Here is a 21,699-nt window from a genome sequence, read left to right on the forward strand (position 1 = left end):
CGTTGCTGCCCGGTCAGTTATGAAAATTCTCTTTGAGGACAAGCTCATCTTTTATTTTCTGGAATTCTTTCTCCCAGTCTTCGGAAGAAGCCTGCGGATTTTTCTGATAGAATTCCTCCTCCAGATCCCGATTCATCTTCTCGATTGGAAGCTGCTTCTGATACACCTTCTTTTGATACTCCCAATACTGGTCTTCACTGTCGAACTGCTTCAGAATCGCCCTGTAAATCTGTACGGACTCCGGCGAAACATTTGCCGAATGAAAGTTTTCTCTCATTTCATCAATATATTTCTCCAGCTCACCATCAGACACATCGTAGTTCTTTCGGATCGCCTCATGGTAGAGACTGTTGAACTCCTTACAGTAGACCAGAGCACTCTCGCTTGCCTCTTTCTCTCCCAGACCTATCGCTAAATAGAATTTCCTGCTCTGCTCATATTGATCCCTTTGAACAGACACGTGTTCTCCTCTCAGGAGGATCTCTCCTGTGTCTCCTTCTTCGATATTTCGACGAAGGGTCTTCGCAAAATCCCCTACCTTTGCAACAAAGAAAAAATCATCACGACTCGCAATAACAATGCCTCCAAAAAGCAAACATCCAATCAGAATTCCTGGCAAGATATACTTCTTACACTTCATGATCTTCTCCCCTCCCTCCTTCAATGTGTCCACAGTGACATCATTGGTGATTTCATCTCAAGAAATATTCTTCCCCGTCTGCTTGGTGCGTTTTTTTCTTCCATTCCATTAGTTGCCGCTCTGTCAGAAACCCTTTTGAAGCCCCCTTCTCTCCGATTTTGTAGGAGGCAAATACGATGGCATTTTGCAGCGCATCATAGGGGCTATGTCCATTGATATAGAAATGTATAAAGGATGCAAACAGTGAATCACCAGCTCCAATTGTGCTGACAATCTCTCTTGTGTTAACGGCCGGATATTCTTTGATTTTGTCATCCTCGCGCACATAAAGCAAAGCGCCTTTTTCCCCCAGACCAACAACAATAATCTTATGATCGTATTGTTTTATGATTTGATCCAAAAACGCATATTCTTTTCCTATTATCTTTTCATTACTGAAAAACAAAATATCAGACAGCGCCATGAATTCTCTATTGTATGCGTCCTTGACATCACCGATCACATGTACATCCGTTGCAATTACCTGATTCATTTCCTTTGCTTTTCTTAAAATCGGACGAGCAAAATTAATGTTACATGGTATCACTACATCTGCTCTGGTCAAAGCCTTTTCTATATTTTCTGCTGGATACTCTGCATCTTGAATATCCTTCAGATCAAGGTTGATTTTTCTTCGACCATCTTTATCATAAAAAATAACTGACTGTGGAATCTCATCAATACTGTCAATAACATAACTTGGATCTATTTCTTCCCTTGTGAACTCCTCTTTAATTACCGCCTTGTATATATCTTTTCCGATGATTGAAAAAATATCCACCTCATCACCTAAGGTTTTTAATGCTTTCGAAACATTGTATCCCACCCCGGAAACCGTTGTTTCAACTCCAAAAAACCTGTAATCAATTGGGGCATATTCAATCGGAAATTTATCAATTGCCACAGTAGTTTCAATGTTAATCAAACCTGCCAAGGCCACTTTTTTCACAATCTCTCCTCCCCGTAGATCAGCTTGCTTTTTTATATAATATTCATTGTTTACCTTCTTCGTCAAACGCGCACAAAAAGAGGGATATCCTGCCATCTTTGACTGGCATATCCCTCTTTTCCTTTATGATCCTTGACCTGTCCGGCCTCCTGAAGAAAAGACCGTTCCTAACTTTTCCTCTGCATCATCCCTGTGGCATATCAGCCATGTATATCTTCCCTTACAGATGCAGAACCCGGTCCGCAATCTCAGCTGTCCTTCCCTGGTTCCAGAACTGGGTGCCGATATAGCCGCAGGTCCTTCTGGCCACATGCATCAGAGCCTGATCGGTATTGCCGCAATTTGGACATCTCCAGATCAGCTTGCCTGTCTCATCCCTGACAATCTGAATCTCCCCGTCGAATCCGCAGACCTCGCACATATCGCTCTTGGTATTGAGCTCCGCATAGACAATCGTATTGTAAATATGCTTCATGACTGCCAGCACGGCAGGGATATTGGACTGCATATCCGGGACTTCGACATAGCTGATGGCCCCGCCCGGAGACAGTACCTGGAATTCGGCCTCCTTGGACAGCTTGTCGAAGGCATTGATCTCCTCTGCCACATGGACATGATAAGAGTTGGTGATATAGTTCTTATCCGTGACATGGGGAATCTTACCAAAGCGCTTCTGCAGACACCTGGCGAACTTGTAGGTGGTGGACTCCAGAGGCGTGCCGTAAACAGAGTAGTCGATGTTCTCGATCTTCTTCCACTCGTTGCACTTGTCATTGAGCAGCTGCATGACGGCCAGGCCAAATTTCTTGCCCGCGTCGGAAGTATGAGAGACATGCCTCATATAGTAGACGCATTCGGCCAGTCCCGCATAGCCCAAAGACATGGTGGAATAGCCGTCGTAAAGAAGCTTGTCAATGGTCTCCCCGGGCTCCAGACGGGCCAGAGCGCCGTCCTGCCAGAGAATGGGCGCCACATCCGAGGGCGTTCCCAGAAGACGCTCATGGCGAAGCCGCATGGCCCTGTGGCAAAGATCCAGCCGATCCTCCATGATCTTCCAGAAGAGCTCTTCGTCTCCCCCGGAGGAGCAGGCCGCGTCGACCAGATTGATGGTGACAACTCCCTGATTGAAGCGTCCGTAGTACTTGTGCTTCTTCTCATCGTAATTGCCGGCCTTGCCGATATTGCCAACCCCGGCATCCGTGAAACGATCCGGTGTCAAAAAGCTCCGGCAGCCCATGCAGGGATAGACATCTCCCTTGTACTCAAGCATCTTCTTCTCGGAGATATAATCGGGCACCATGCGCTTGGCGGTGCACTCCGCAGCCAGCCTGGTCACATAGAAGTACTTGCTTCCCTCCTCCACATTGTCATCCTGCAGGACATAGATGAGCTTGGGAAATGCCGGCGTAATATAGTTGCCTCTGCGGTCCTTGATCCCCTGGATTCTCTGGCGGAGCATCACCTCAATGACCATAGCCAAGTCATCACGCTGACGGCCTTCAGGTACTTCATGCAGGTACATGAAGACTGTGACGAAGGGAGCCTGACCGTTGGTGGACTGGAGGGTAATCAGCTGGTACTGGATGGTCTGGCAGCCGGACTCAACCTCCTTGCGAACCTCTTTCTCCACCAGCTCGTTGAACTTATCCTCAGAGATCTCAACACCGGCCTCTGCCAGTTCCTCACTCAGACGGTTTCGAATCTTCCTGCGGCTGACATCGACGAAGGGCGCCAGGTGAGACATAGTGATGGTCTGTCCGCCATACTGGCTGGATGCCACCTGGGCCACGATCTGCGAAGCGACCGTGCAGGCCGTCGCGAAGCTGTGGGGCGTGTCGATATGGGTGCCGGAAATGCAGGTCCCGTTCTGCAGCATATCATCCAGGTTTACCAGACAGCAGTTGTGCATATGCTGGGCGAAATAATCGGCATCGTGAAAATGAATGATCCCGTTCTTATGAGCCGCCACAATATCTTCCGGAAGCAGATAGCGGTTGGTGTAGTAGCGGGACCACTCCCCGGCCATATAGTCACGCTGGACAGACAGAACGGTCGGGTTCTTGTTGGAGTTCTCCTGCTTGACCTCCTCATTCTCCCGCTCGACAACACCGGCGATCTTCTGATCGATTGCGCTCATCTTGCGCATCTCGTTATGCTTGTAGCGATAGGTGATATAGAGACGGGCCACCTTGTGCTTGCCGCTTCCCATGAGGGCGTCTTCCACCTTATCCTGGATCTCCTCAACTGACAGGTCGCGACCGGTATTCTCGGCATCCTTCATAATGCCGTAAGCCATACCTGCAATCTCGCCCTCAGTCAGCCGCTCAGAGACAATTCCCTCCTCGTTATTGGCTTTCTGAATCGCCTTGATGATCTTGTCCAGATCAAAGGGCACGCGCTCCCCGGAGCGCTTCATCACATAGACCATGTGATTGCTCTCATCCATGTTTCCATCCAGACTCTCGTCGTACATTTCTTCCTCCCCGTTTTCGTCCAAAAACTGTATCAATATCATAATCAATTTGTCGTACGAGAATCATTATAGGGGCTTGCCGATTTCTTGTCTATGTACAAGTATCACAAAAAAGCACTAGATATTGTATGCGTTTTTTCTTTTAATACATCATATTCCTATATTGACCTCTTTGCCCTCATATGTTATGTGTCGCATAAATTGTGCGTTAATTTGACGCAATTCTGGATATTGCCTGCTTGAACAGGTATCGATTCTATAGCCATCGCCACAAAAACAGCCACCCGCGCTTGCCTTCGCTCTCGATGAGCATCTGCAAGACAGGTGACTGCTTTCGTTGCTGTCATAAAATATACGGCCGATGGGACTTGAACCCATACATCGGAAAGATACAAGAACCTAAATCTTGCGCGTCTGCCAATTCCGCCACGGCCGCCCTTAAGAGGCCTCTCATAAGACCTCCTCTATCGTATTGGATTTTTTCCTATAATTCAATCCCTGCCAGGCGCAAAATCTGGCCGTCAAGAGCAGCTGCTCATCTCCCCGGATCCGCCAGAGGCGGATCCTGTCCCCAGACATGCCTCAAATACGCCGGACATAAATGGCACCTATCCCCAGGCACGGATGCTGTCCTCAGACCTGACCCAAATATGCCAAACATAAATGACATCTGGCCGCCGGGACGAAAGCTGCTGTCCAAGACCTTCCGAGCGCAAATGAAATCTGTCCCCTCAAATTCCCCGGAAGATAAAATTAAACTCCAGCTTCCTGCTGTTGTCGATGCAGTATTCCGGATGTACAAGAGCGCCCCAGCTGTCATCGCCTCCAACGCCCATCTGGGCCTTGGAAATCCGAATCCAGGTCTTATCCACCCGGGGCAGCTCATAGGCGTGCTGGGCACAGTCGATCATATCCGGAGAATAGGGCAGAGCTGAGAAATGGAAGGGACTGTCAGCCATCGCAAAGAGGACGCCATGCCCCTCTGTATCCATACACTCAGCCCAGCGGACGTCAATCTTATTGCCGCACTCAGAGGGACGCAGATACCTGGCCATGTTGTCCGCCACCCGATTGGAGAAGAGATCAAGCTTTCCATGCGGACGGTCCGCATAGGTCTCCTGGGGTCCTCTTCCATACCAGCGCAGCTTCTCATAATCGGCATCCATGGTAAAGAGCAGGCCGAACTCCGGCAGCTGACCGATCTCCGCTGTCGGCTCCATCTCCAAATGGCAGGCCACGCTGCCATCGGAATAGACCTGGTAGCTCAAAAAGCAGTCCCGGCTCAGGCTTGTGGCCAGGTGATACGTGTAGGTCACTCTGACAGAATCCTCCAACTCCTCAACTCGATAGTAGTCAGCCGCCCTGCCGTGTTCCTTCATCATAGAGGAAAAGCTGCTGGCGATCTTCCACTGGCCTGACCGGAAGGGCTGCATATTCCCCAGATCATTCTCTGTCATGGGGCGCCAGAAATTGGGGCGGGAAATATCGCGAAAGAGCATTTTATCCCTGTAGCAATAGGAAACTATTCCCCCGAAGCGCCCGGAGAAGAGGACAGAGAAATCCTCTCCGTAAACGCCGGTATTCATCCAGCCCCTGACGATACGAAGCTTGCTCTTTCCATCTCCAACCAGACGCTGTCTGCCCTGTGGCCGTTTTTTTTCAGCCGCATTTTCTTCTTGATTTTTCGCTACAGCTTTATCAGGCAGGGCTTCGCCGTTTCCCAGTTCGCAGCCACTTTTTATCTCACAGCCATCTCCTGACACGCAGCTGTCTTTTGGTGCATATGCCCTCTTCGCCAGCAGGGCGCTGCTGTCAAATGCCCCGTAGACTCCCTGTCCATAGGCAACCTCGTGTCCTGCTTTGGCCCAGGCCCTATCCTCCCTGAGCCGGAAAGAAATCTCCTCCACATACTCTCCCTCTTCCTGAGGAATCGGAATCGGAAGCTCGATGCTCTTCTCTGACATAGGAGCCAGAGAAAGCTGCAGGGGCATTTGCGCGATCAGCTTGCCCTCCCTCTTGAGCACAGCGACAGACTCGTACGCAGAGAGATCTGTGAAGAGGTTGTCATTGCAGATAGTAACCTGTCTGTCACAAAAGGTCAGCCGGATACTGCGGTAGTTATACTTGACCTCCTGCATCTTGGGGGAGGCCCCATGTCCCTCTCCCCCGTAGACAATGCCGTTACCGGAGAAAGAGTAATCACAGGGGCGATCGCCGAAGTCGCCGCCATAGGCCTCATAGTCCTCGCCAAAGCGATTCTTAGTCGTAATGGACTGATCCGCGAAGTCCCAGATAAAGCCTCCCTGATAGCGGGGCTCTGTATCCGTCAGATCCGTGTACTTATGCATCGCTCCGCAGGAGTTGCCCATGGCGTGGGCATACTCACAGCTGATGTAGGGCTTATCTGTCTCCTTTAAGGTCTGCCGGATCTGATCCACAGAGTAATACATGGTTGAATAGATGTCTGTCGTGTCCGGATAGCGGCTGTCATGAGTCACCCCCTCGTAATGAACCAGGCGGGAGGGATCCCAGCGCCGAAAATGCTGACTCATCTCATAGAAAACCGAACCGCCGAGAGACTCATTCCCGCAGGACCAGATCAGGATACTGGCATGGTTCTTATCCCTCTCGTACATAGACCTGGCCCGGTCCATCACCATGGCATAGGCCTCAGGCCGGTCTCCGGGAATCGCGGCCGACAGGTCGTTGGCTCCAATTATAATGGACTCCCAGACCCCGTGCGTCTCCAGATTGGTCTCGTCGATCACATAGAGACCCAGCCGGTCGCAATAGCGGTAGAAGACCGACTGATTGGGATAATGACTGGTTCGGACCGCATTGATGTTGTTGCGCTTCATGATCAGCAGATCATTCCATATATCCTCTTTCGAGACTGCCCTTCCCCTGACGGAGCTGAACTCATGCCGGTTGACCCCCTTAAAGACGATTCGCTTCCCGTTGAGACACATGATCCCTTCTCTGAGCTCAAATCGGCGAAAGCCCACCGGCTCCTCAATCAGTTCCAGCAGCTGCCCGTCGTAATCTAAAAGACGGATCTGAAGGCGGTAGAGATAGGGATCCTCGGCGGACCAGAGTCTCGGCTCATCTAGGCTCAGACTTGCCCCGCAGCGTCTGATCCCAGCCTTGCCCGCTTTCTCATCCACTGCCTGTGCGCAATCGTCGCTCTGTTCTTTTTCTCTTCCTGTACGCGCGCAATCGTCAATCTGTTCACTTGTCCTGCCTGCACGCGCGCAGTCGTCGCTCTGTCCACTTGCCCTGTCTGCCTGCGCGCAGTCATCGCTCTGTCCACTTGCCCTGTCTGCACGCGCGCAGTCGCTTCCGGCTCCGGCACATTCGCTGACTTTTAGCTCCCCGCAGACCTCCCGCTCTTGATCCATCAATACAAGCTCTGCGACAGCTCCCGGACAAGCCCCCTGCAGCTTCATTTCCACGTTCAGACTGCCGGTGGCAAAATCGTCCGCAAGACTGCTGGTCAGTTTGAGATCTCTGAGATGGAGCCTTGGAACCGTATAGAGAAATACCTCCCGGAAAATGCCGGAAAAGCGAAAGAAGTCCTGATCCTCATACCAGGATCCTGCAGAGAAGCGGAAGACCGCGACAGCCAGCTTATTCTCCCCAGCCAGAAGATAGGGAGTCAGGTCGAATTCAGAGGGAGTGAAGGAATCCTCCGAATAACCCACATAATGCCCGTTACACCAGAGAGCGAGGGCGGATTCCACCCCCTGAAAGCTGATGTAGACTGGATTCTTCACAAGTGCCGAATTCTCTACAGATGCCGCATTCTCCCGCAGAGTCTCTCCCTCTTTGCGATCGCCCGCGGGCCTCTCAGACGAAAGGGACAGCCAGTCCTGGGGCAGGGTAAAGTACTTGACATAAGAGGCCACCGGATTATCAATGGAGGGAATCTGTCCCGGCATCAGCTCCTCTTTGCCGTCCCAGGGATACTGGGTATTACAGTACTGGGGAACTCCGTACCCTTCCATCTGAATATGGGCCGGTACCGGGATGGTCTTCCAGGCATGGCAGTCTGCCTCCATACGAAAGAAATTCCTGTCTGCCGCCGCCCAGTTGGGGGCAAAGGCGAAATTCCAATCTCCATTTAATGAATAGCAAAAGGAAGAACGGTCACTCTTCATCTCCTCTTTGCTGGCGTAGAAGCGGTGATCCGAATGCGCTTCCAGGCGGTTCTGCTGAAAAATCCCGGGATCAGCCACGATATTGTAATCAAACTCCTTCATAAGTCTCCTCGTTCTTGTCTCCTGATCTTCTGTAGACGTTCTTATCTTCTGAAGACGCTTTCATCTTCTGATCTTGGGAAGATTGACATCCTATGATTGACATCTTCCGATTAACATCTTTTGACTGACATCATCTGATTGGTTTCTGTGCCGGTCATCACTTGACCGCCCCTGTAATTCCCTCAGCAAACTGTCTCTGCAGCACGAAGAATACAAGCAGCGTGGGAACCGTGCAGAAGAGAACCCCAATCATCAGAAGACCGTAGTCCACCGTGTACCCGCTGGCCAGACTGGCAATTAACATGGGCATGGTCTGCGCCCTGTTGTCTGTCATAACGACCTTGGGCCAGAGATAGGCGTTCCAGGCATTCATGAAGGTGATGACACCGGCTGCGGCATAGGTGGCCTTCATAACAGGCATATACATACGGAAGTAGATCTGCAGTTCTGAGAGCCCGTCCAGTCTGGCCGCCGCCATGATATCTCTTGGGAAGTTGCGGGAGTTCTGGCGAAAGAGCATGATCAGAAAGGGGGTGGACAAAGTGGGAAGAATAAAGCCCCAGACAGAGTTGAGCAGACCTGCGGAGGCAATCATCCGAAAGAGAGGAATCATTGTCGCCACCTGGGGAACCATCATAGCTAAAAGCAGAACTCCAAAGAGACGGTCCTTGCTGGGAGAATGATAGAGTTCAAATCCGTAACCTGCCAGAGAACAGATCAGAATCGCCAGGAGGGTCTGTACCACGGCGTAGAGAAAGGAATTTCCCAGACCGCCGAAGAGATCCGCTCTGGCAAGCAAATGATGGAAATTGATCAGGGCCTGATTTCCGAACCAGAGTTTGCCCTTCGCCACATCTAAGCTTGTATTGGTGGCCGCTGTGACCATCCAGAAGATGGGAAAGACTGAAAAAAGCGACCAGAGGATCAGGAAAATATATGTGGGAATCAGTCGCCGCTGCGTCGCGGAAGCATATCTCTTAGTCACGGGAATCACCTACTTTCATATTAATCAAAGACAGGATTGCCACCAGAACGAACACCAAAAAAGACATGGCAGATGCATAGCCAAAGTTAGAAACGCCCTGTCCAAAGGAATTGTTGTAGATATAGTGAGACATGGTGATCGTCGCGTTAGCCGGGCCGCCCATGGTCAGATTCATGGACTCATCAAAGAGCTGCAGGGTACCATTGATGGACATAATGCTTGTCATAATAATTGTCGGTTTCAAAAGAGGTACCGTAATATGCCAGAATGTCTTCCAGTTCGAAGCCCCGTCAATCTTAGCCGCTTCGTAAACCGAGTAGTCGATGTTCTGAAGACCGGCCAGATAGAAGACCATATTATAACCGGTCCATCTCCAGATCAAAGCCAAAATAATCACTGCCTTAGCCGTTTTGGGCGTTCCCAGCCAGTTGATATTGGCGCTGATCAGATGCAGATTCATCAGGACACTATTGACCAGACCCTGAGTCGCGAAAAGAGCGCGAAAGATCAGTGCATAAGATACCAGAGATGTTGCACAGGGAAGAAAGATCAAGGTTCGAAAGAGACCCCTGAACTTCAGATTCTTGTTGTTCAGCAGCTGGGCCAGCAGCATGGCCAGGATAAGCATAATGGGAACCTGGATAATCAGGTAGAGGAAGGTGTTTCCCATCGCTGTCATGAAGATCTTGTCCTGGAACATCCTGCTGTAATTGACGGTCAGCGGATTCGCCCAGGTCATGTTGGAACTGGAACCGGTTCGAAATGACGTAATCAGGGCCTGCACCATGGGGTAAAAACTCATGATAAAAATCAGGATTGTCGCCGGTGTCAAAAACCACCATCCGGCTCTGCCCTGCTTTCTCTCAACACTTCTGCTTCTCATAGTAAATCCATCCTCTCTGTATGAAGTACTCGGATGAGGCTTCCTTCTGCAAGTATCCGACTGTCATGAGCAAAAAGGGAGCCGTGAAAAAACTGAGATCAACCACCATATACGCGCCTTCGTTCCAATATGACTGCGAGATATGATCGATGTCCTTTGTTTTTTCACAGCCCTCTTCTATCCTGCGTGAAAGTTACTTGGCGCCACCCTGCATCGTGAAGTTCACCTGATCTTCCGCGGTCTTTAAGGCCTCCTTAATATCTGTCCCCTGGCTGACCTGCTGAATTGCGGTGCCGATCTGTGTCCGCGCCTCATACTCATACCTGGATTGTTCAACAACCGGAACCTTAGCCCCCATCCCAACAATGGTGGAATAAATCGGCTGGTTATTGAAATAAGCGACGCCGTCATTATAAGCGCTTGACTTGCCTGCGGAAATACAGGTAGTGATCACACCGCCATCCTTCAGAGCTCCATCATAGGTCTCCTGTGAGCCCTCTCCTCCACCAAAGGTGTAAGCAAGGAAATCCTTGGCCAGATCCGGCTTCTTGCAGTTAGCTGTGATATAGAGAGATGAACCGCCATTGGCCGCATAGCCATCCTTGCCGCCGGCCAGAGTCGGCATAGTAGTAATCTCCCACTTGCCGGAATTGTCCTTCACCTGTTCAATGGTGGGAATAATCCAGTTGCCGTTAATCACACCGGCCACCATATCGCCCTTGATGGTCTGATCCGTATAATCTGTCCAGTTATTTGCCAGATACAGAACATGATGATCCTGCATCTTCTTGATGGTCTCCATAACCTTGATCAAAGTCTCATTGTTAACAAAGTTGGGCTTGCCGTCCTTAAACCTGGACTGTCCCTCTGCCTGCATCATCATGTAGGGAAGATCATTGCCATCCGCATTCTGGGAGAAGAGATACTTGCCGGTCTTGTTGTAGACATCCTCTCCAATCTCAATGAAGCGATCCCAGGAAATTCCAGTCAGATCCTTGATGGTGTATCCGCACTGCTGGAGCAGATCAACACGGTAGGCGGAAATGACCGTTCCGTTGTCGACGGGAACTCCATAATGTTTGTCTTTGATGGTAGAGAAGCTCAGCTTCTCCTGACTGAAATCATTCCAGTTGATCTTGGCATCATTCACATCCTGCCAGGCATCCGGATAGGAATTGACGAAATTCTCAATGGAGTGATCCTGGAAGAGCATAATATCCGGAAGCGCGTCATACTTCTTGGAAGAAGCCGCCAGAGTGACAGCCTGCTCATTATCACTGGACTGAGTCTGTTCAATCACATTCAGTTTAAAATCCTTGTCCTTCTTCTGATAAGCCTTCTCTGCGGCCTTGAGGGCAGGAATATTGAAGTTGGCATCCCAGGCATAAACAGACAGGGTGTGGGCATCCTCAGCTGATGTATTGGCTCCCTTGTCGCCGGAACCGCTGTCAGACGTCTTGCCTCCTCCAGATCCGCAACCGGCAAATGCGGTCGCAGCCATGGTTCCCATCAATAAAAATGACAGTAACTTGCGTCTCATACAAACCCCTTTCTCTGTGAAATTCGCACAAATCTCGCTGGTGAATTTCCAATCTTTTTAACATATTCGTATAGTATTTCATCGAAAGGGGAATTTGTTTTGATATCTGATTTGTTTTTTTGCAAATTCAACTATTCGTAATCCCAACCCTTGAGCACCTTGACATTGAAGTCTGCGATCCGTCCCCGGTGACCAGAGATTTCCTGCTTCCAGCGCAGGGGCTGCATTCCCGTAATCCGCTTAAAATTACGATTAAATGTAGAAGGAGTCTGATATCCAACCTTTCCGGCAATCTCCTCCATAGACAAATTCTTTTCGTTGATAAGAGTGCAGGCGTTTTGGATACGGATCAGATTGAGATAATCCATAGGCGGCACCCCCATCACCTCTTCGAAGGTACGGCGAAAATGACTTTCGCTGAGCCCGCAGGCCCGGCTGATCTGGGCCGCTTTCAGATTCTGGCTGTAGTGGCTGCCCATGTACTGCAGAGCCATCTCAACCGAACTGTTCATCCGTATCCCCTGCCCTACGCCTCCGCTTTTAATGTCAAGACGAAGCATCTCTATAATCAGAGCATAGAAGGCTGCATTGACCGCCTCCTCATAGTACGGCTTCTTTTGACGAAATTCATCCAGGATTTTCAAGACCAGGCGTCCCGCCTGGGGATGATTCTTCATGGTGCGAATCGTTCCACGGTGGTTCAGGGCCTGCGTATATTCCATCTTCTGCCTGGAATCCATCTGCAGCTTCTCCCCCAAAAAGCCATCGATATCCACAAAAAGGTATTCCCAATAGCACTGATTGCCGGATGCGCTTTTCGTCGTGTGGGGGATATGGGCCGGAATCATTGTGTACATTCCGCCGCCGTAGGGAAGAACCCGATCCTCGATACGCACTTCCCCCTTGCCCTCATGGCAGAAACCAAGTTCAAAGTAATTGTGAAAATGCTGGGTATCCCCCGTATCCCAACCGTACTCTCTTCTCCAGCTATCACCGTAGAGCGGCAGAATATAAGAGCCCGTCGGCATATTGTAGTAGCGAAATTCAAGTGCTGTATGCTTCTTCATCCCCGCCTTCTCCTGTCTTTATCGCGGTAAATCCCGGTCTCATCATTTCAGATCACAGGATAATTATAACTCTCTTGCTCCTCCCGCCCGGCAAAGGCTTTGATAAAACTCATTCTCATTAAAAACCTTTTGATTACTTTATTTTCTTGAATATGTTTTTATCTTCCTTAAAGACGCTTATCAAAGCTTTTGGAACAGAAAAATCATAAAAACCCAGCCGCTGTTTCTGACAGTTATCCCGAGGAGAAAACCTGCAAATACAGCAGCTGGATTTCAACAGCAATGAACCGCCTGCACTTGATCTTTATTGAGATCCGAATCTGTGTTTTCGATCTTTCACAGTCGAACGCTCACTCTCAGCCCAAAAAATCATTGTGCCACATTCCTAACTGTAATTCTCCAGAAGAAACATGGACTTGATAGCCACTACCTCCTCATACTCCTTCTGGCTCACCTTGACGTCAGCATTGAGCTTCTTTAAATCTTCCTTCATCTGCTCGTAGGCCTGTTCAACCGTCACAGCTCTTCCCTCGCGAAGAACACGAATCATCCGCTCCAATGTAATAGGATGCGCATAGGAGGCCGGCAGAGGGAATTTCCTGTCATAGCCGGACAGATAGTCCGCCATGGTCTGTTTTGCCGTCTCCCAGACTTCTTCCGCCCCTCTTCTGGTCATATTCCCCCAGGGCAAGATCTGGCTGGACATCACCAGGAAGACCGCAGAGAAACCGAAGAGCAGGAAGTACATGGCAAGCCCCATTCCCCTGACGAAGGCATAGATCCCGAAAAGAAGAGCTGCCAGCCCCAACAGGGCGATTACAATCGCAAGAGCACGATAAGACGGATTGATCCCCTCAACGATACGTTTTCTTCTGGCAGACAGGGTCAATCCCTCTGACAGCTCCGGCTTCTTCTCGAGATAATCTTTCGCTCTCTGCAACTGCCGCACTGCCTCTTCTGCCTGAGGGCTGAGTTCTGACAGATAGCGGGCACGCTCTTTTTCCTCCGCTTCTCTGATCTTCTTCTCCCCCTCAACCGTATAGATGGGAATATCGGGATGTTCCTGGCAAAAAATCGCCAGAAAGGAATCCACCTGATCCTCATACTTCATGCGGCTGACCCGCTCGCTCCCATCTCGAAGGACGACAACCAGATAAGCCATAGAGCCAAAAATTCCCTTGCCGCTGAATCCCCCCTTGGACATGGCCACCCTCTTATAGACCCGGGCAATATCCTCATAGCAGATATAGCGGCTTCTGTCGCGGAAATAAGTGGCAAGATAGATGGCCCGATCCCCCAGACCACAGACCCCGATCCGGCGGCATTTCTTAAGGTCTGCCTTCAGGACATCCCTGGCCAATTCTTTCATTCCATCCCTTCGGGGAGCAAAGAGCACATGCTTCGGGCCACCCTGAAGAGCTTCTTCTTTTTCCTCCGGTATTTTCGGATTACAACACTGTCCCATAATATTCCTTCCTGTAACAACAGAATATGCATTCCATAAGTATTCTATTACTTTGAGTCATCAAATGCACATACTGCGGCGATTTGATCGAAAAAAGAGACCCTCAAGCACCCTGCTCAAAGGTCTCTGTCAAACGATTGAAAATACGCTCCGCGAATATTCAATTGTCATGAGCAATGGAATACACGCTTCGCGAGCATTCCATTGTCATAAATCAACAAATCTTATGCCCTACTCTGCTCTTTTCTCGCTGCTCTTAAGAAGATAGCGAAGAAGATCACAGCAACAATAATACCTGCGGGATAAGCCACCATGGTATTCTGCTTCAGTGCCGGAATCAGTCCCAGGCACTCCGGAGCCATCACGAAGTAGGTGATGGAAACGGCGGACATGAAAGTCGCCGGCAATGCGCAGATCCAGAAGTTCTTCTTCTCCTTGGCCAGATACATAGCTGCTGCCCAGAGGACAATCATAGCCAGAGTCTGGTTGGTCCAGCTGAAGTAACGCCAGATGACCGTATAGTTGATCACACCGAAGGTATTGCCGAAACCGAGGATAGCGCCCACACCCAGAAGAGGCACGCAGAGCATCAGGCGGTTCTTATATTTCTCCTGGCTGACACCGAACCAGTCGGAAAGGGTAAGCCTTGCGGAACGGAAAGCGGTATCGCCGGAGGTGATGGGGCAGGCCACAACACCAAGCATAGCCAGGACGACGCCGACAGGTCCCATGGTCTTGATGCAGACATCATAAATGGCTGCGGACTGACCATGAGCAAGAACAGCGGCAAGTCCTGTGTTAAGACCACCGGTAACCTCGTAGAGAGAGCATCCTGCGGCGGCCCATATCAAAGCAATAATACCTTCGGCAACCATGGCTCCGTAGAATACGAAATGACCCTGACGCTCACTCTTTAAGCAGCGGGCCATCAGAGGAGACTGGGTGGCATGGAAACCGGAAATCGCGCCGCAGGCAACCGTGATGAACATAAAGGACCAGATCGGCGTTGCCTTGGGATGCATGTTATAGAAGTGAGACCAGATCTCAGGAATCTGATGTCCGCCGGTGAAAATACCGATGGCGACACCGATTGCCATGATAATCAGGCAGATACCGAAGACCGGGTAGATCTTGCCGATGATCTTATCAATGGAGATGAAGGTCGCGATAAAATAGTAGGCCAGAACAATCGCCAGCCAGAAGGTGGTCTGCGCCAGAATTCCGCTTGCCCCCTTCTCCTTGACCAGCTGCACAATCAGGCCTGCGGGGCCGACAGCAAATACGGTTCCTACCATGACCAGAAGAACGACGGAGAATACTCTCATCACATTCTTCATGCCGCCGCCCAGATAGATTCCGGTCACCTCAGAAATAGAAGCGCCGCGGTTTCTCTCGGAGAGCATTCCGGAGAAATAGTCGTGGACACCGCCGGCCAGCATGGTACCGAAGGTGACCCAGAGGAAGACCACCGGACCCCAGAGGGCACCCTGCATGGCTCCGAAGATGGGCCCCAGACCCGCGATGTTGAGCAGCTGGATCAGGAAAAGTTTCCACTGCGGCATCACCACATAGTCGACGCCGTCATTGATCTCAACTGCCGGCGTCTCCCGGTCATCCGGTCCGAGGGTCTGATCTACCAGTTTACCATAGGTAAAGTAGGCGGCGATCAGAATCGCCAGACACAACAAAAAGCTAATCATTTCGTTCCTCCCTTCAGAAAAACAAACCTAACCTTAGGCATTTTGCCTATGTTTTTCTCAAAAACTATTATACTCTTTGTCGAAAAGGATGAAACATAAAATTTTACTTTTTGGGGGGATTCTCGGGTAGTTTCGGACAAACTTCCGTTAATTTCGGTTAATTGTTTTTAATTTTGTACATTTTCCTCTTGTTCCCCCGCATGTATCTTTATTTTATTTTTTTAAAAAACAATATATGCCTCACGGATTAATCCTTTGCTGTCCGCGCAGCTCCTCACGGTCGTCTCTGAGCTTTCCCTCCGTCAACCCCGGGACAATAAAATGCGCATAGGCATAGTTCCAGACCTCCCTGGCTCCCTCCCCGGAGCGGGCGTTTCTCTCCAGGACCTGGCTGAGACTGACTCCGTGATCAAGCCAGGACTGACTCCCGTTCATGCGGTTTAACATCATAGGCTGGAAATTATCACAGGCCCGGGCAAACCTGGCCTCCGGGCTCTCCCAGGCCTCGAATTCATCCCAAAGACCGCGGAAGAACTCTTCCTGATCCGGCGGCAGAATATGGAAAATACGGTCCGCCGCGTCCATCTCTCTCTTCTTCTGGCTCTTTTTCCCCTCCTCATCATAGGCATAGGTATCTCCCGCGTCGATTTCCACGACATCGTGGAGAAGGATCATGAGCAAAACCCTCTCCATATCCACTTCCTCGTTGGCGTACTCCCGGAGAACAGCCGCCATGATCGCCATATGCCAGGCATGCTCCGCGTCATTTTCCCGACGCGCGTGATGGCCGATATAATTCTGGCGGAAAATACTCTTCTCCTGATCCAGCTCCCGCAAAAAATCGAACTGCAGGTCCAGGCGGGACCTGGCTTCCTTCCCGTCTCCCCGTCCGGCTCTCCCATCTTTCTGTTCTGCAGCGGTCTCCCCCGCTTTTTGATCCACAGCAGCTCCCCTCTCTCTCTGATCTGCGACCTCTCCCGTTTTCTGATTTGTAGCGACCTCCATTTCTTTTATCTCACGGCTCTTTCCTTCACAGGCAGCTTCTCTATCAGCTTTTCCTTCAGGCGCTTTCTTGAGCTGCTTCATCTCCCGATAGAGTCTTGAGAGCGGCAAGCCGACGACATTGCTGTAATCCCCCTGTATCCCCGTCACAAAGCGGGCCGCCCCGGACTGGATTCCATAAGCTCCCGCCTTATCCATAGGATCCCCGGAAGCGACATAGTCGTCAATTTCTTTATCTGTCATCTCCGCAAAATTAACGTGTGTCGTCTCGTGAAAATGCCTTTCTACCCGCTGATCCCCCTTGATCAGGATCAGGCAGAGACCGGTGCAGACCTGGTGAGCTGTCCCGGACAACAGGGCCAGCATCCGCTTCGCGTCCTCCTCATCCCTGGGTTTCCCCAGAATCTCCCCATTCTTGACAACAAGCGTATCCGCCCCGATGATCAGCCTCTCTCTGTCGGGTTCTTTTTCCAGTCGTCCGGCGACCTCCCTGGCCTTGGCGGCTGCCAGCTCTTCCACACGGACCCCGGGATCTTGCGCGTCGGAACGCTCTTTTCCATATGCCGGCATCACCTCAAACGAGAGCCCCAGCTGTGCCAGAAGTTCTCTTCTTCTGGGCGACTGACTGGCCAGGATAATCCGATCAAACATTTCTCTGTTCCCATTCGTGTTCTGAACCTTCATCGTCTTTGCTCTATTCCCATTCGCGCTCTGAACCTTCATCGTCTTTGCTCTGTTCCCATTCGCATTCTGAACCTTCGTCATTTCTCCGACCCCTGTCTGCATGGCCATTTCTCTTTCGCCAACAGATAAATTCTCTCAATCAGCTTCTCTGTATCTCAATCAACTTCTCTGTATCATCCTTCAGCGCTCTCCTGTGCCAACTGCCGGATCATACGCCAGTCTCTTGCCATCCAGGGCGGCCTCCAGAAGCCGCCCGTCGACATCATAGACCAATTTCAGAGAGAAAAAGGCCTGATTCCTTTCCAGGAGATCAAAGAAAATTCGATCTCCCTCCCAGAGATTCAACTGGCCAATCTCATTCTTTTTGACCCATTCCAATTGTCCCTCGTCACAGTCGTGCATCTGTCCCGTCCAGGCGTCCGCCGTAAAAAGGGACATGTACTCGGCCCTGCCGTCATAAATGAAGGTGACCAGGCCCCGATAACGGTATGAGGTCAGGGTTAGTCCGGTCTCCTCCCTGCACTCTCTGAGCAGGCATTCTTCTGGGGATTCCGTCCCCTCGAAATGCCCGCCGATTCCAATCCACTTGTCCCGATTGACATCCTTCTCCTTCTTGACCCGATGCAGCATAAGATAGCTGTTATCTCTCTCAAGATAACAGAGGGTTGTCATTGCATTCTCACGGGGCATCTTTCCCTCCGATCCCTTTTCCTACGGCATTTTCGATCTGTTTTCCTCTGTTTCGATCTGTTCCGCTGTTTCGATCTGTTCCGCTGTTTTGCCGTACCGCTGGGTGCCCTTTTTCGCCCTTGATATTTCTTACAAAATTCTTTTTATTTAAGTCCAGCTATCCTCCTGAGCACCTGCTCGTTCGCGTCGAATGGGCAGATCTCTCGCTTGGCCGGCGTATTCATCACAGCGGTCAGACAATGGGCAAGGACTTCCTGGCTGACCTGAGGCACCTGACAGATCTGTCGGAAGAAAGCGTCCAAATCCCCAGGGCTCGCGAATCCCGCCTTTTCAAGCAGGTGGTCTCTCATCTGCGCGGGACACTCTCTCAGATATCCTGCCTGAAAGTAGCCGACGGCAATTCCGTGCGGAATTTGCGCCTCCAAAGTCAGGTTATAGGAGAGCCCGTGCGGCACCGTGGTCCCGGCCTGGGCTATGGACATGCCCGCAAGGCTGGAGGCCAGCATCAGGCGGCTGTAGCGCGCATCATCCGCCTCTTCAAGCCCCAGAAGGAAGTTCTTACTCTCCGCCCAGACCTCAAGACCCCGATCGACCAGCATACGGGTGTAGTCATCCGCCCCGGTATTGGCATAGGCCTCTATCAGATGCGCCAGGGCATCTGTGGCCGTGTTGGCGATAAGACGCTTCGGCGCCTTTGCCAGATACTTGCCGTCGACTAAGGCAAGATCCGGGAAGAGCACATAGGGAATGGACCCCTTCAAGCCCTGCTCCCGGCGGGTCAAGACGGAAACTCCGGTCAGCTCTGATCCCGTCCCGCAGGTCGTCGGAATGCAGACCAGGGGCAAATGGCTGTTATCCTGTCCATTTTGGTAAAGCTTCTCCTCCTTCCAATTAGGATGAGCCAGCATAAGGGCAATCGCCTTGGCCGCGTCCAGAGGGGAACCGCCCCCGATTCCAACCACAAAGTCGCAGTCAGCGACATCGGCCGACCTGCAGGCCTGCATAATCGTCCGGGTAGATGGATTCTCCTCCACCTGATCGAAAATCTCATAATCCATCCCCGCGTCAGACAGTATCTCTGTCAGATCCGCCTGCGCCCCGGTCTTCTTGGCAGAGTGCGCCCCGGTTACAATGAGCGCCTTTTTCCCCAGAGCAGTGATTTCTTTTGCATGCTTTGCGACGACGTCGCTCTCTTCATAAAGCCTGGCAGGCATATAGAATTTCATGGCATTTTCCTCCTGAGATATGAAAAATCGACTGTCTTCTCGCGCCTGCGTGAACCTGCAGACGCGATATATGACAATCGACTTTTGCATCACTTGATTTCCTGAATGGTGACTGTGAAGGTGGCTTCTGTACCAGCCAGAGTAATCGGCCTGGACGTGTCCGCCTGCCCATCCTGCTTCATGGCGTAGCTTGACCTGTAATTGGCCGGGAAGGTGACATGTACGTCGAAGGTCTCTCCCTTCTTATGTCCAATGACCTGATCCTCAAAACCGGAAATGAAGGAGCCGCTCCCGAGTTTGAGATCATAGTCGCCGGTTCCCCCGTAGAAGGCCGTATCCCCCACCTTACCGACATAGTGGATCACCGCCGTATCTCCCTTTTGAGCCTTGTAACCGGGGTCCGTTTTGGCGGAATCCGTCTGGTTCGTATCTGAACCGGAGGTCTTCTGGTCTTTCGTCTGACTGCTGTCCTTCTGCTCCTTGTTCTGGCCATCCTGGCTCTGGCTCTCTGTTTCGCTTCCCTGCCCGGACTTGCCGGCGCCGGAAGTACCGCTGCGGCTGAGCCCCCAGAGGAGCAGGACGACTGCCAGCACAATCACGGCAATCAAGACCAGCAGCTTTCCTGTCTTCACCTTCTTCTCACGCTCTTTCTCTGCGGCCCTTCTTTCTCTGGCAGCCCTCTTATTCTCCGGATTCATCTTCTTTTTTCCTCACTTTACTATGTATTACCAGTTGAGCTCATTTAAGAGCTCTCCCTTGCCATTCTTATAAATCAATTCCTGATTCTTAATCGTAACCCTGGTCCCCTCCGGTATGGAGTGGGTGATAAACGCGTTGGAACCGATCACGGATCCCCTGCCGATCACGGTCTCTCCACCCAGGATAGAAGCTCCGGAGTAGATCGTCACATGATCCTCAATCGTCGGATGACGCTTGGTTCCGCGCAGACTCTGCCCTCCGGAGGTGGACAGGGCTCCCAGGGTAACTCCCTGGTAGACTTTGACGTGCTCTCCGATGATTGTGGTGGATCCGACCACGATGCCGGTGCCATGATCCATAAAGAAGTACCTGCCGATGGTAGCTGCCGGATTGATATCAATTCCCGTAACAGAATGGGCATATTCGGTCATCATGCGGGGAATCAGGGGCACGTCCAGCAAAAAGAGCTCATGGGCCATGCGATTGACTGTCGTCGCCAGAAGGCCGGGATATGAGAGCACAATTTCGTCCTTGTTAAGGGCGGCAGGATCCCCCTCCAGTGTCGCCTGCAGGTCTGTATCCAGGTATTCGCGAAGCTTGGGTATACGGGAACAGAACTCCAGGACAATGGATCTTGCCTGCTCCTCAAAGAGGTATTCCTGTTCCGCCGCACAGACGCTTCCATCCCCATAACCGCTCGCGCAATAGCTGGCCTTACCCTGTCTCTCCCCTTCCTGAGGAGAATCTGCATCTGGTTTTCCTGTCTTCTCCCCCGTGAAGAAGGAGTCCCCTCTATCCTGTGGTCGGATCCTGTCAGCTCCTGGGATGCCGTTCTGGCCGGACTGATAGCGAAGGACTATGTCGACCTGCTTGGTCAGCTTATAGATAACGTCCTCGATCCAGACCGTCAGATTGCTGGCCATATTGTAAACCTTGTAATTGGTATCCCGATAATAACCCGGGTAAATGATTTTTAACATACTATGGACGATCTCCCGGATCACCTGCGGGTCCGGTTGATTGAAAATCGCCATCTTATCAATATCCCGGCCCTTCTGATAATCCGCCAGGATCGACTCGACCACCCCGGTCACCTTCTCTTCATATAATTCCATGAAAACTCCTTTTTGCCCCCATCTCCCGTCTGCTTTTCTTCAGAGATTTCAAGCCCCTGTTTTCTCCCGGTATTCTATGCTTTTTATTATATGCAATTTCCCGATCCTTGACCAATCATCCGCGCATGAAGGAAATCGGTCGGAAAAATTACGTCGTGTGACCTGTTTAGCCAAGAGCCGATTCTTATTGTCCCCCTGGCTGATACCGGGAAAATCGACTCTTTCGAACTATTCATCTCGCAGCCGGATCCCATCGTCCCTCTTGCTGTCACCGGCGATAGCG

The 21,699-nt window shown here is 51.1% G+C and carries 15 protein-coding genes, 1 tRNA gene and 1 pseudogene; all 17 read right to left on the minus strand.

Annotation, left to right across the window (positions count from 1 at the left end; translation table 11 throughout):
- Positions 1-13 precede the first annotated feature (13 nt).
- On the minus strand, positions 14-640 hold the full coding sequence (locus GCWU000342_RS00480) for a hypothetical protein (RefSeq protein ID WP_045000030.1): 627 nt from the start codon (positions 638-640) through the stop codon (positions 14-16).
- 52 nt (positions 641-692) lie between these two features.
- Positions 693-1,724, minus strand: coding sequence for a carbohydrate kinase family protein (locus GCWU000342_RS00485; RefSeq protein WP_006905165.1), 1,032 nt, complete (start codon positions 1,722-1,724; stop codon positions 693-695).
- 124 nt (positions 1,725-1,848) lie between these two features.
- Positions 1,849-4,101 (minus strand): anaerobic ribonucleoside-triphosphate reductase, encoded by a 2,253-nt coding sequence (gene nrdD / locus GCWU000342_RS00490; protein WP_242649954.1) that lies wholly within the window; start codon positions 4,099-4,101, stop codon positions 1,849-1,851.
- A gap of 353 nt (positions 4,102-4,454) precedes the next feature.
- Positions 4,455-4,537 (minus strand) — tRNA-Leu (locus GCWU000342_RS00495).
- A 295-nt stretch (positions 4,538-4,832) separates the two neighbouring features.
- Complete coding sequence (locus GCWU000342_RS00500) at positions 4,833-8,360, minus strand: glycoside hydrolase family 2 TIM barrel-domain containing protein (RefSeq protein ID WP_006905168.1); 3,528 nt, start codon at positions 8,358-8,360, stop codon at positions 4,833-4,835.
- Positions 8,361-8,517: 157 nt separating this feature from the next.
- On the minus strand, positions 8,518-9,345 hold the full coding sequence (locus tag GCWU000342_RS00505) for a carbohydrate ABC transporter permease (RefSeq protein WP_006905169.1): 828 nt from the start codon (positions 9,343-9,345) through the stop codon (positions 8,518-8,520).
- Positions 9,338-10,228 carry a carbohydrate ABC transporter permease gene (locus GCWU000342_RS00510; protein WP_006905170.1) on the minus strand — a complete coding sequence of 297 codons (891 nt, stop codon included), beginning with the start codon at positions 10,226-10,228 and terminating at the stop codon, positions 9,338-9,340. Before GCWU000342_RS00510 ends, GCWU000342_RS00505 begins: the two co-directional genes overlap by 8 nt.
- Before the next feature lie 193 nt (positions 10,229-10,421).
- Positions 10,422-11,768 (minus strand): ABC transporter substrate-binding protein, encoded by a 1,347-nt coding sequence (locus tag GCWU000342_RS00515; RefSeq protein ID WP_044960626.1) that lies wholly within the window; start codon positions 11,766-11,768, stop codon positions 10,422-10,424.
- Between the two features lie 131 nt (positions 11,769-11,899).
- A complete protein-coding gene (locus GCWU000342_RS00520; protein ID WP_006905173.1) occupies positions 11,900-12,835 on the minus strand; it encodes an AraC family transcriptional regulator in 936 nt (311 codons plus the stop codon).
- Between the two features lie 385 nt (positions 12,836-13,220).
- Positions 13,221-14,300, minus strand: a complete 1,080-nt coding sequence (locus GCWU000342_RS00525; protein ID WP_006905176.1) for a hypothetical protein — start codon at positions 14,298-14,300, stop codon at positions 13,221-13,223.
- Positions 14,301-14,524: 224 nt separating this feature from the next.
- Positions 14,525-16,000 (minus strand): carbon starvation CstA family protein, encoded by a 1,476-nt coding sequence (locus GCWU000342_RS00530; RefSeq protein ID WP_006905177.1) that lies wholly within the window; start codon positions 15,998-16,000, stop codon positions 14,525-14,527.
- Between the two features lie 240 nt (positions 16,001-16,240).
- Positions 16,241-17,086, minus strand: a complete 846-nt coding sequence (locus GCWU000342_RS10935) for an HD domain-containing protein (protein WP_334290458.1) — start codon at positions 17,084-17,086, stop codon at positions 16,241-16,243.
- Positions 17,075-17,653: pseudogene (locus GCWU000342_RS10940) on the minus strand (Maf family protein); the annotation flags it as partial. The pseudogene GCWU000342_RS10940 and the gene GCWU000342_RS10935, both read right to left, overlap by 12 nt.
- A gap of 213 nt (positions 17,654-17,866) precedes the next feature.
- Positions 17,867-18,376, minus strand: a complete 510-nt coding sequence (locus GCWU000342_RS00540) for an NUDIX hydrolase (protein ID WP_006905179.1) — start codon at positions 18,374-18,376, stop codon at positions 17,867-17,869.
- 143 nt (positions 18,377-18,519) lie between these two features.
- Positions 18,520-19,602 carry an iron-containing alcohol dehydrogenase family protein gene (locus tag GCWU000342_RS00545; protein WP_045000472.1) on the minus strand — a complete coding sequence of 361 codons (1,083 nt, stop codon included), beginning with the start codon at positions 19,600-19,602 and terminating at the stop codon, positions 18,520-18,522.
- A gap of 89 nt (positions 19,603-19,691) precedes the next feature.
- Positions 19,692-20,300, minus strand: a complete 609-nt coding sequence (locus GCWU000342_RS00550; protein WP_006905181.1) for an FKBP-type peptidyl-prolyl cis-trans isomerase — start codon at positions 20,298-20,300, stop codon at positions 19,692-19,694.
- A gap of 27 nt (positions 20,301-20,327) precedes the next feature.
- Positions 20,328-21,416 carry a serine O-acetyltransferase gene (locus GCWU000342_RS00555; RefSeq protein WP_006905182.1) on the minus strand — a complete coding sequence of 363 codons (1,089 nt, stop codon included), beginning with the start codon at positions 21,414-21,416 and terminating at the stop codon, positions 20,328-20,330.
- Positions 21,417-21,699 lie beyond the last annotated feature (283 nt).

Source organism: Shuttleworthella satelles DSM 14600, assembly GCF_000160115.1.
GTDB lineage: Bacteria > Bacillota > Clostridia > Lachnospirales > Lachnospiraceae > Shuttleworthia > Shuttleworthia satelles.

What these genes read in the sequence shown, in the direction of transcription:
- GCWU000342_RS00480 (WP_045000030.1), bottom strand. Translation starts at nt 640, where the DNA reads ATGAAGTGTAAGAAGTATATCTTGCCAGGAATTCTGATTGGATGTTTG.
- GCWU000342_RS00485 (WP_006905165.1), bottom strand. Translation starts at nt 1,724, where the DNA reads ATGGCAGGATATCCCTCTTTTTGTGCGCGTTTGACGAAGAAGGTAAAC.
- nrdD (WP_242649954.1), bottom strand. Translation starts at nt 4,101, where the DNA reads ATGTACGACGAGAGTCTGGATGGAAACATGGATGAGAGCAATCACATG.
- GCWU000342_RS00500 (WP_006905168.1), bottom strand. Translation starts at nt 8,360, where the DNA reads ATGAAGGAGTTTGATTACAATATCGTGGCTGATCCCGGGATTTTTCAG.
- GCWU000342_RS00510 (WP_006905170.1), bottom strand. Translation starts at nt 10,228, where the DNA reads ATGAGAAGCAGAAGTGTTGAGAGAAAGCAGGGCAGAGCCGGATGGTGG.
- GCWU000342_RS00515 (WP_044960626.1), bottom strand. Translation starts at nt 11,768, where the DNA reads ATGAGACGCAAGTTACTGTCATTTTTATTGATGGGAACCATGGCTGCG.
- GCWU000342_RS00520 (WP_006905173.1), bottom strand. Translation starts at nt 12,835, where the DNA reads ATGAAGAAGCATACAGCACTTGAATTTCGCTACTACAATATGCCGACG.
- GCWU000342_RS00525 (WP_006905176.1), bottom strand. Translation starts at nt 14,300, where the DNA reads ATGGGACAGTGTTGTAATCCGAAAATACCGGAGGAAAAAGAAGAAGCT.
- GCWU000342_RS00530 (WP_006905177.1), bottom strand. Translation starts at nt 16,000, where the DNA reads ATGATTAGCTTTTTGTTGTGTCTGGCGATTCTGATCGCCGCCTACTTT.
- GCWU000342_RS10935 (WP_334290458.1), bottom strand. Translation starts at nt 17,086, where the DNA reads ATGAAGCAGCTCAAGAAAGCGCCTGAAGGAAAAGCTGATAGAGAAGCT.
- GCWU000342_RS00540 (WP_006905179.1), bottom strand. Translation starts at nt 18,376, where the DNA reads ATGCCCCGTGAGAATGCAATGACAACCCTCTGTTATCTTGAGAGAGAT.
- GCWU000342_RS00545 (WP_045000472.1), bottom strand. Translation starts at nt 19,602, where the DNA reads ATGAAATTCTATATGCCTGCCAGGCTTTATGAAGAGAGCGACGTCGTC.
- GCWU000342_RS00550 (WP_006905181.1), bottom strand. Translation starts at nt 20,300, where the DNA reads ATGAATCCGGAGAATAAGAGGGCTGCCAGAGAAAGAAGGGCCGCAGAG.
- GCWU000342_RS00555 (WP_006905182.1), bottom strand. Translation starts at nt 21,416, where the DNA reads ATGGAATTATATGAAGAGAAGGTGACCGGGGTGGTCGAGTCGATCCTG.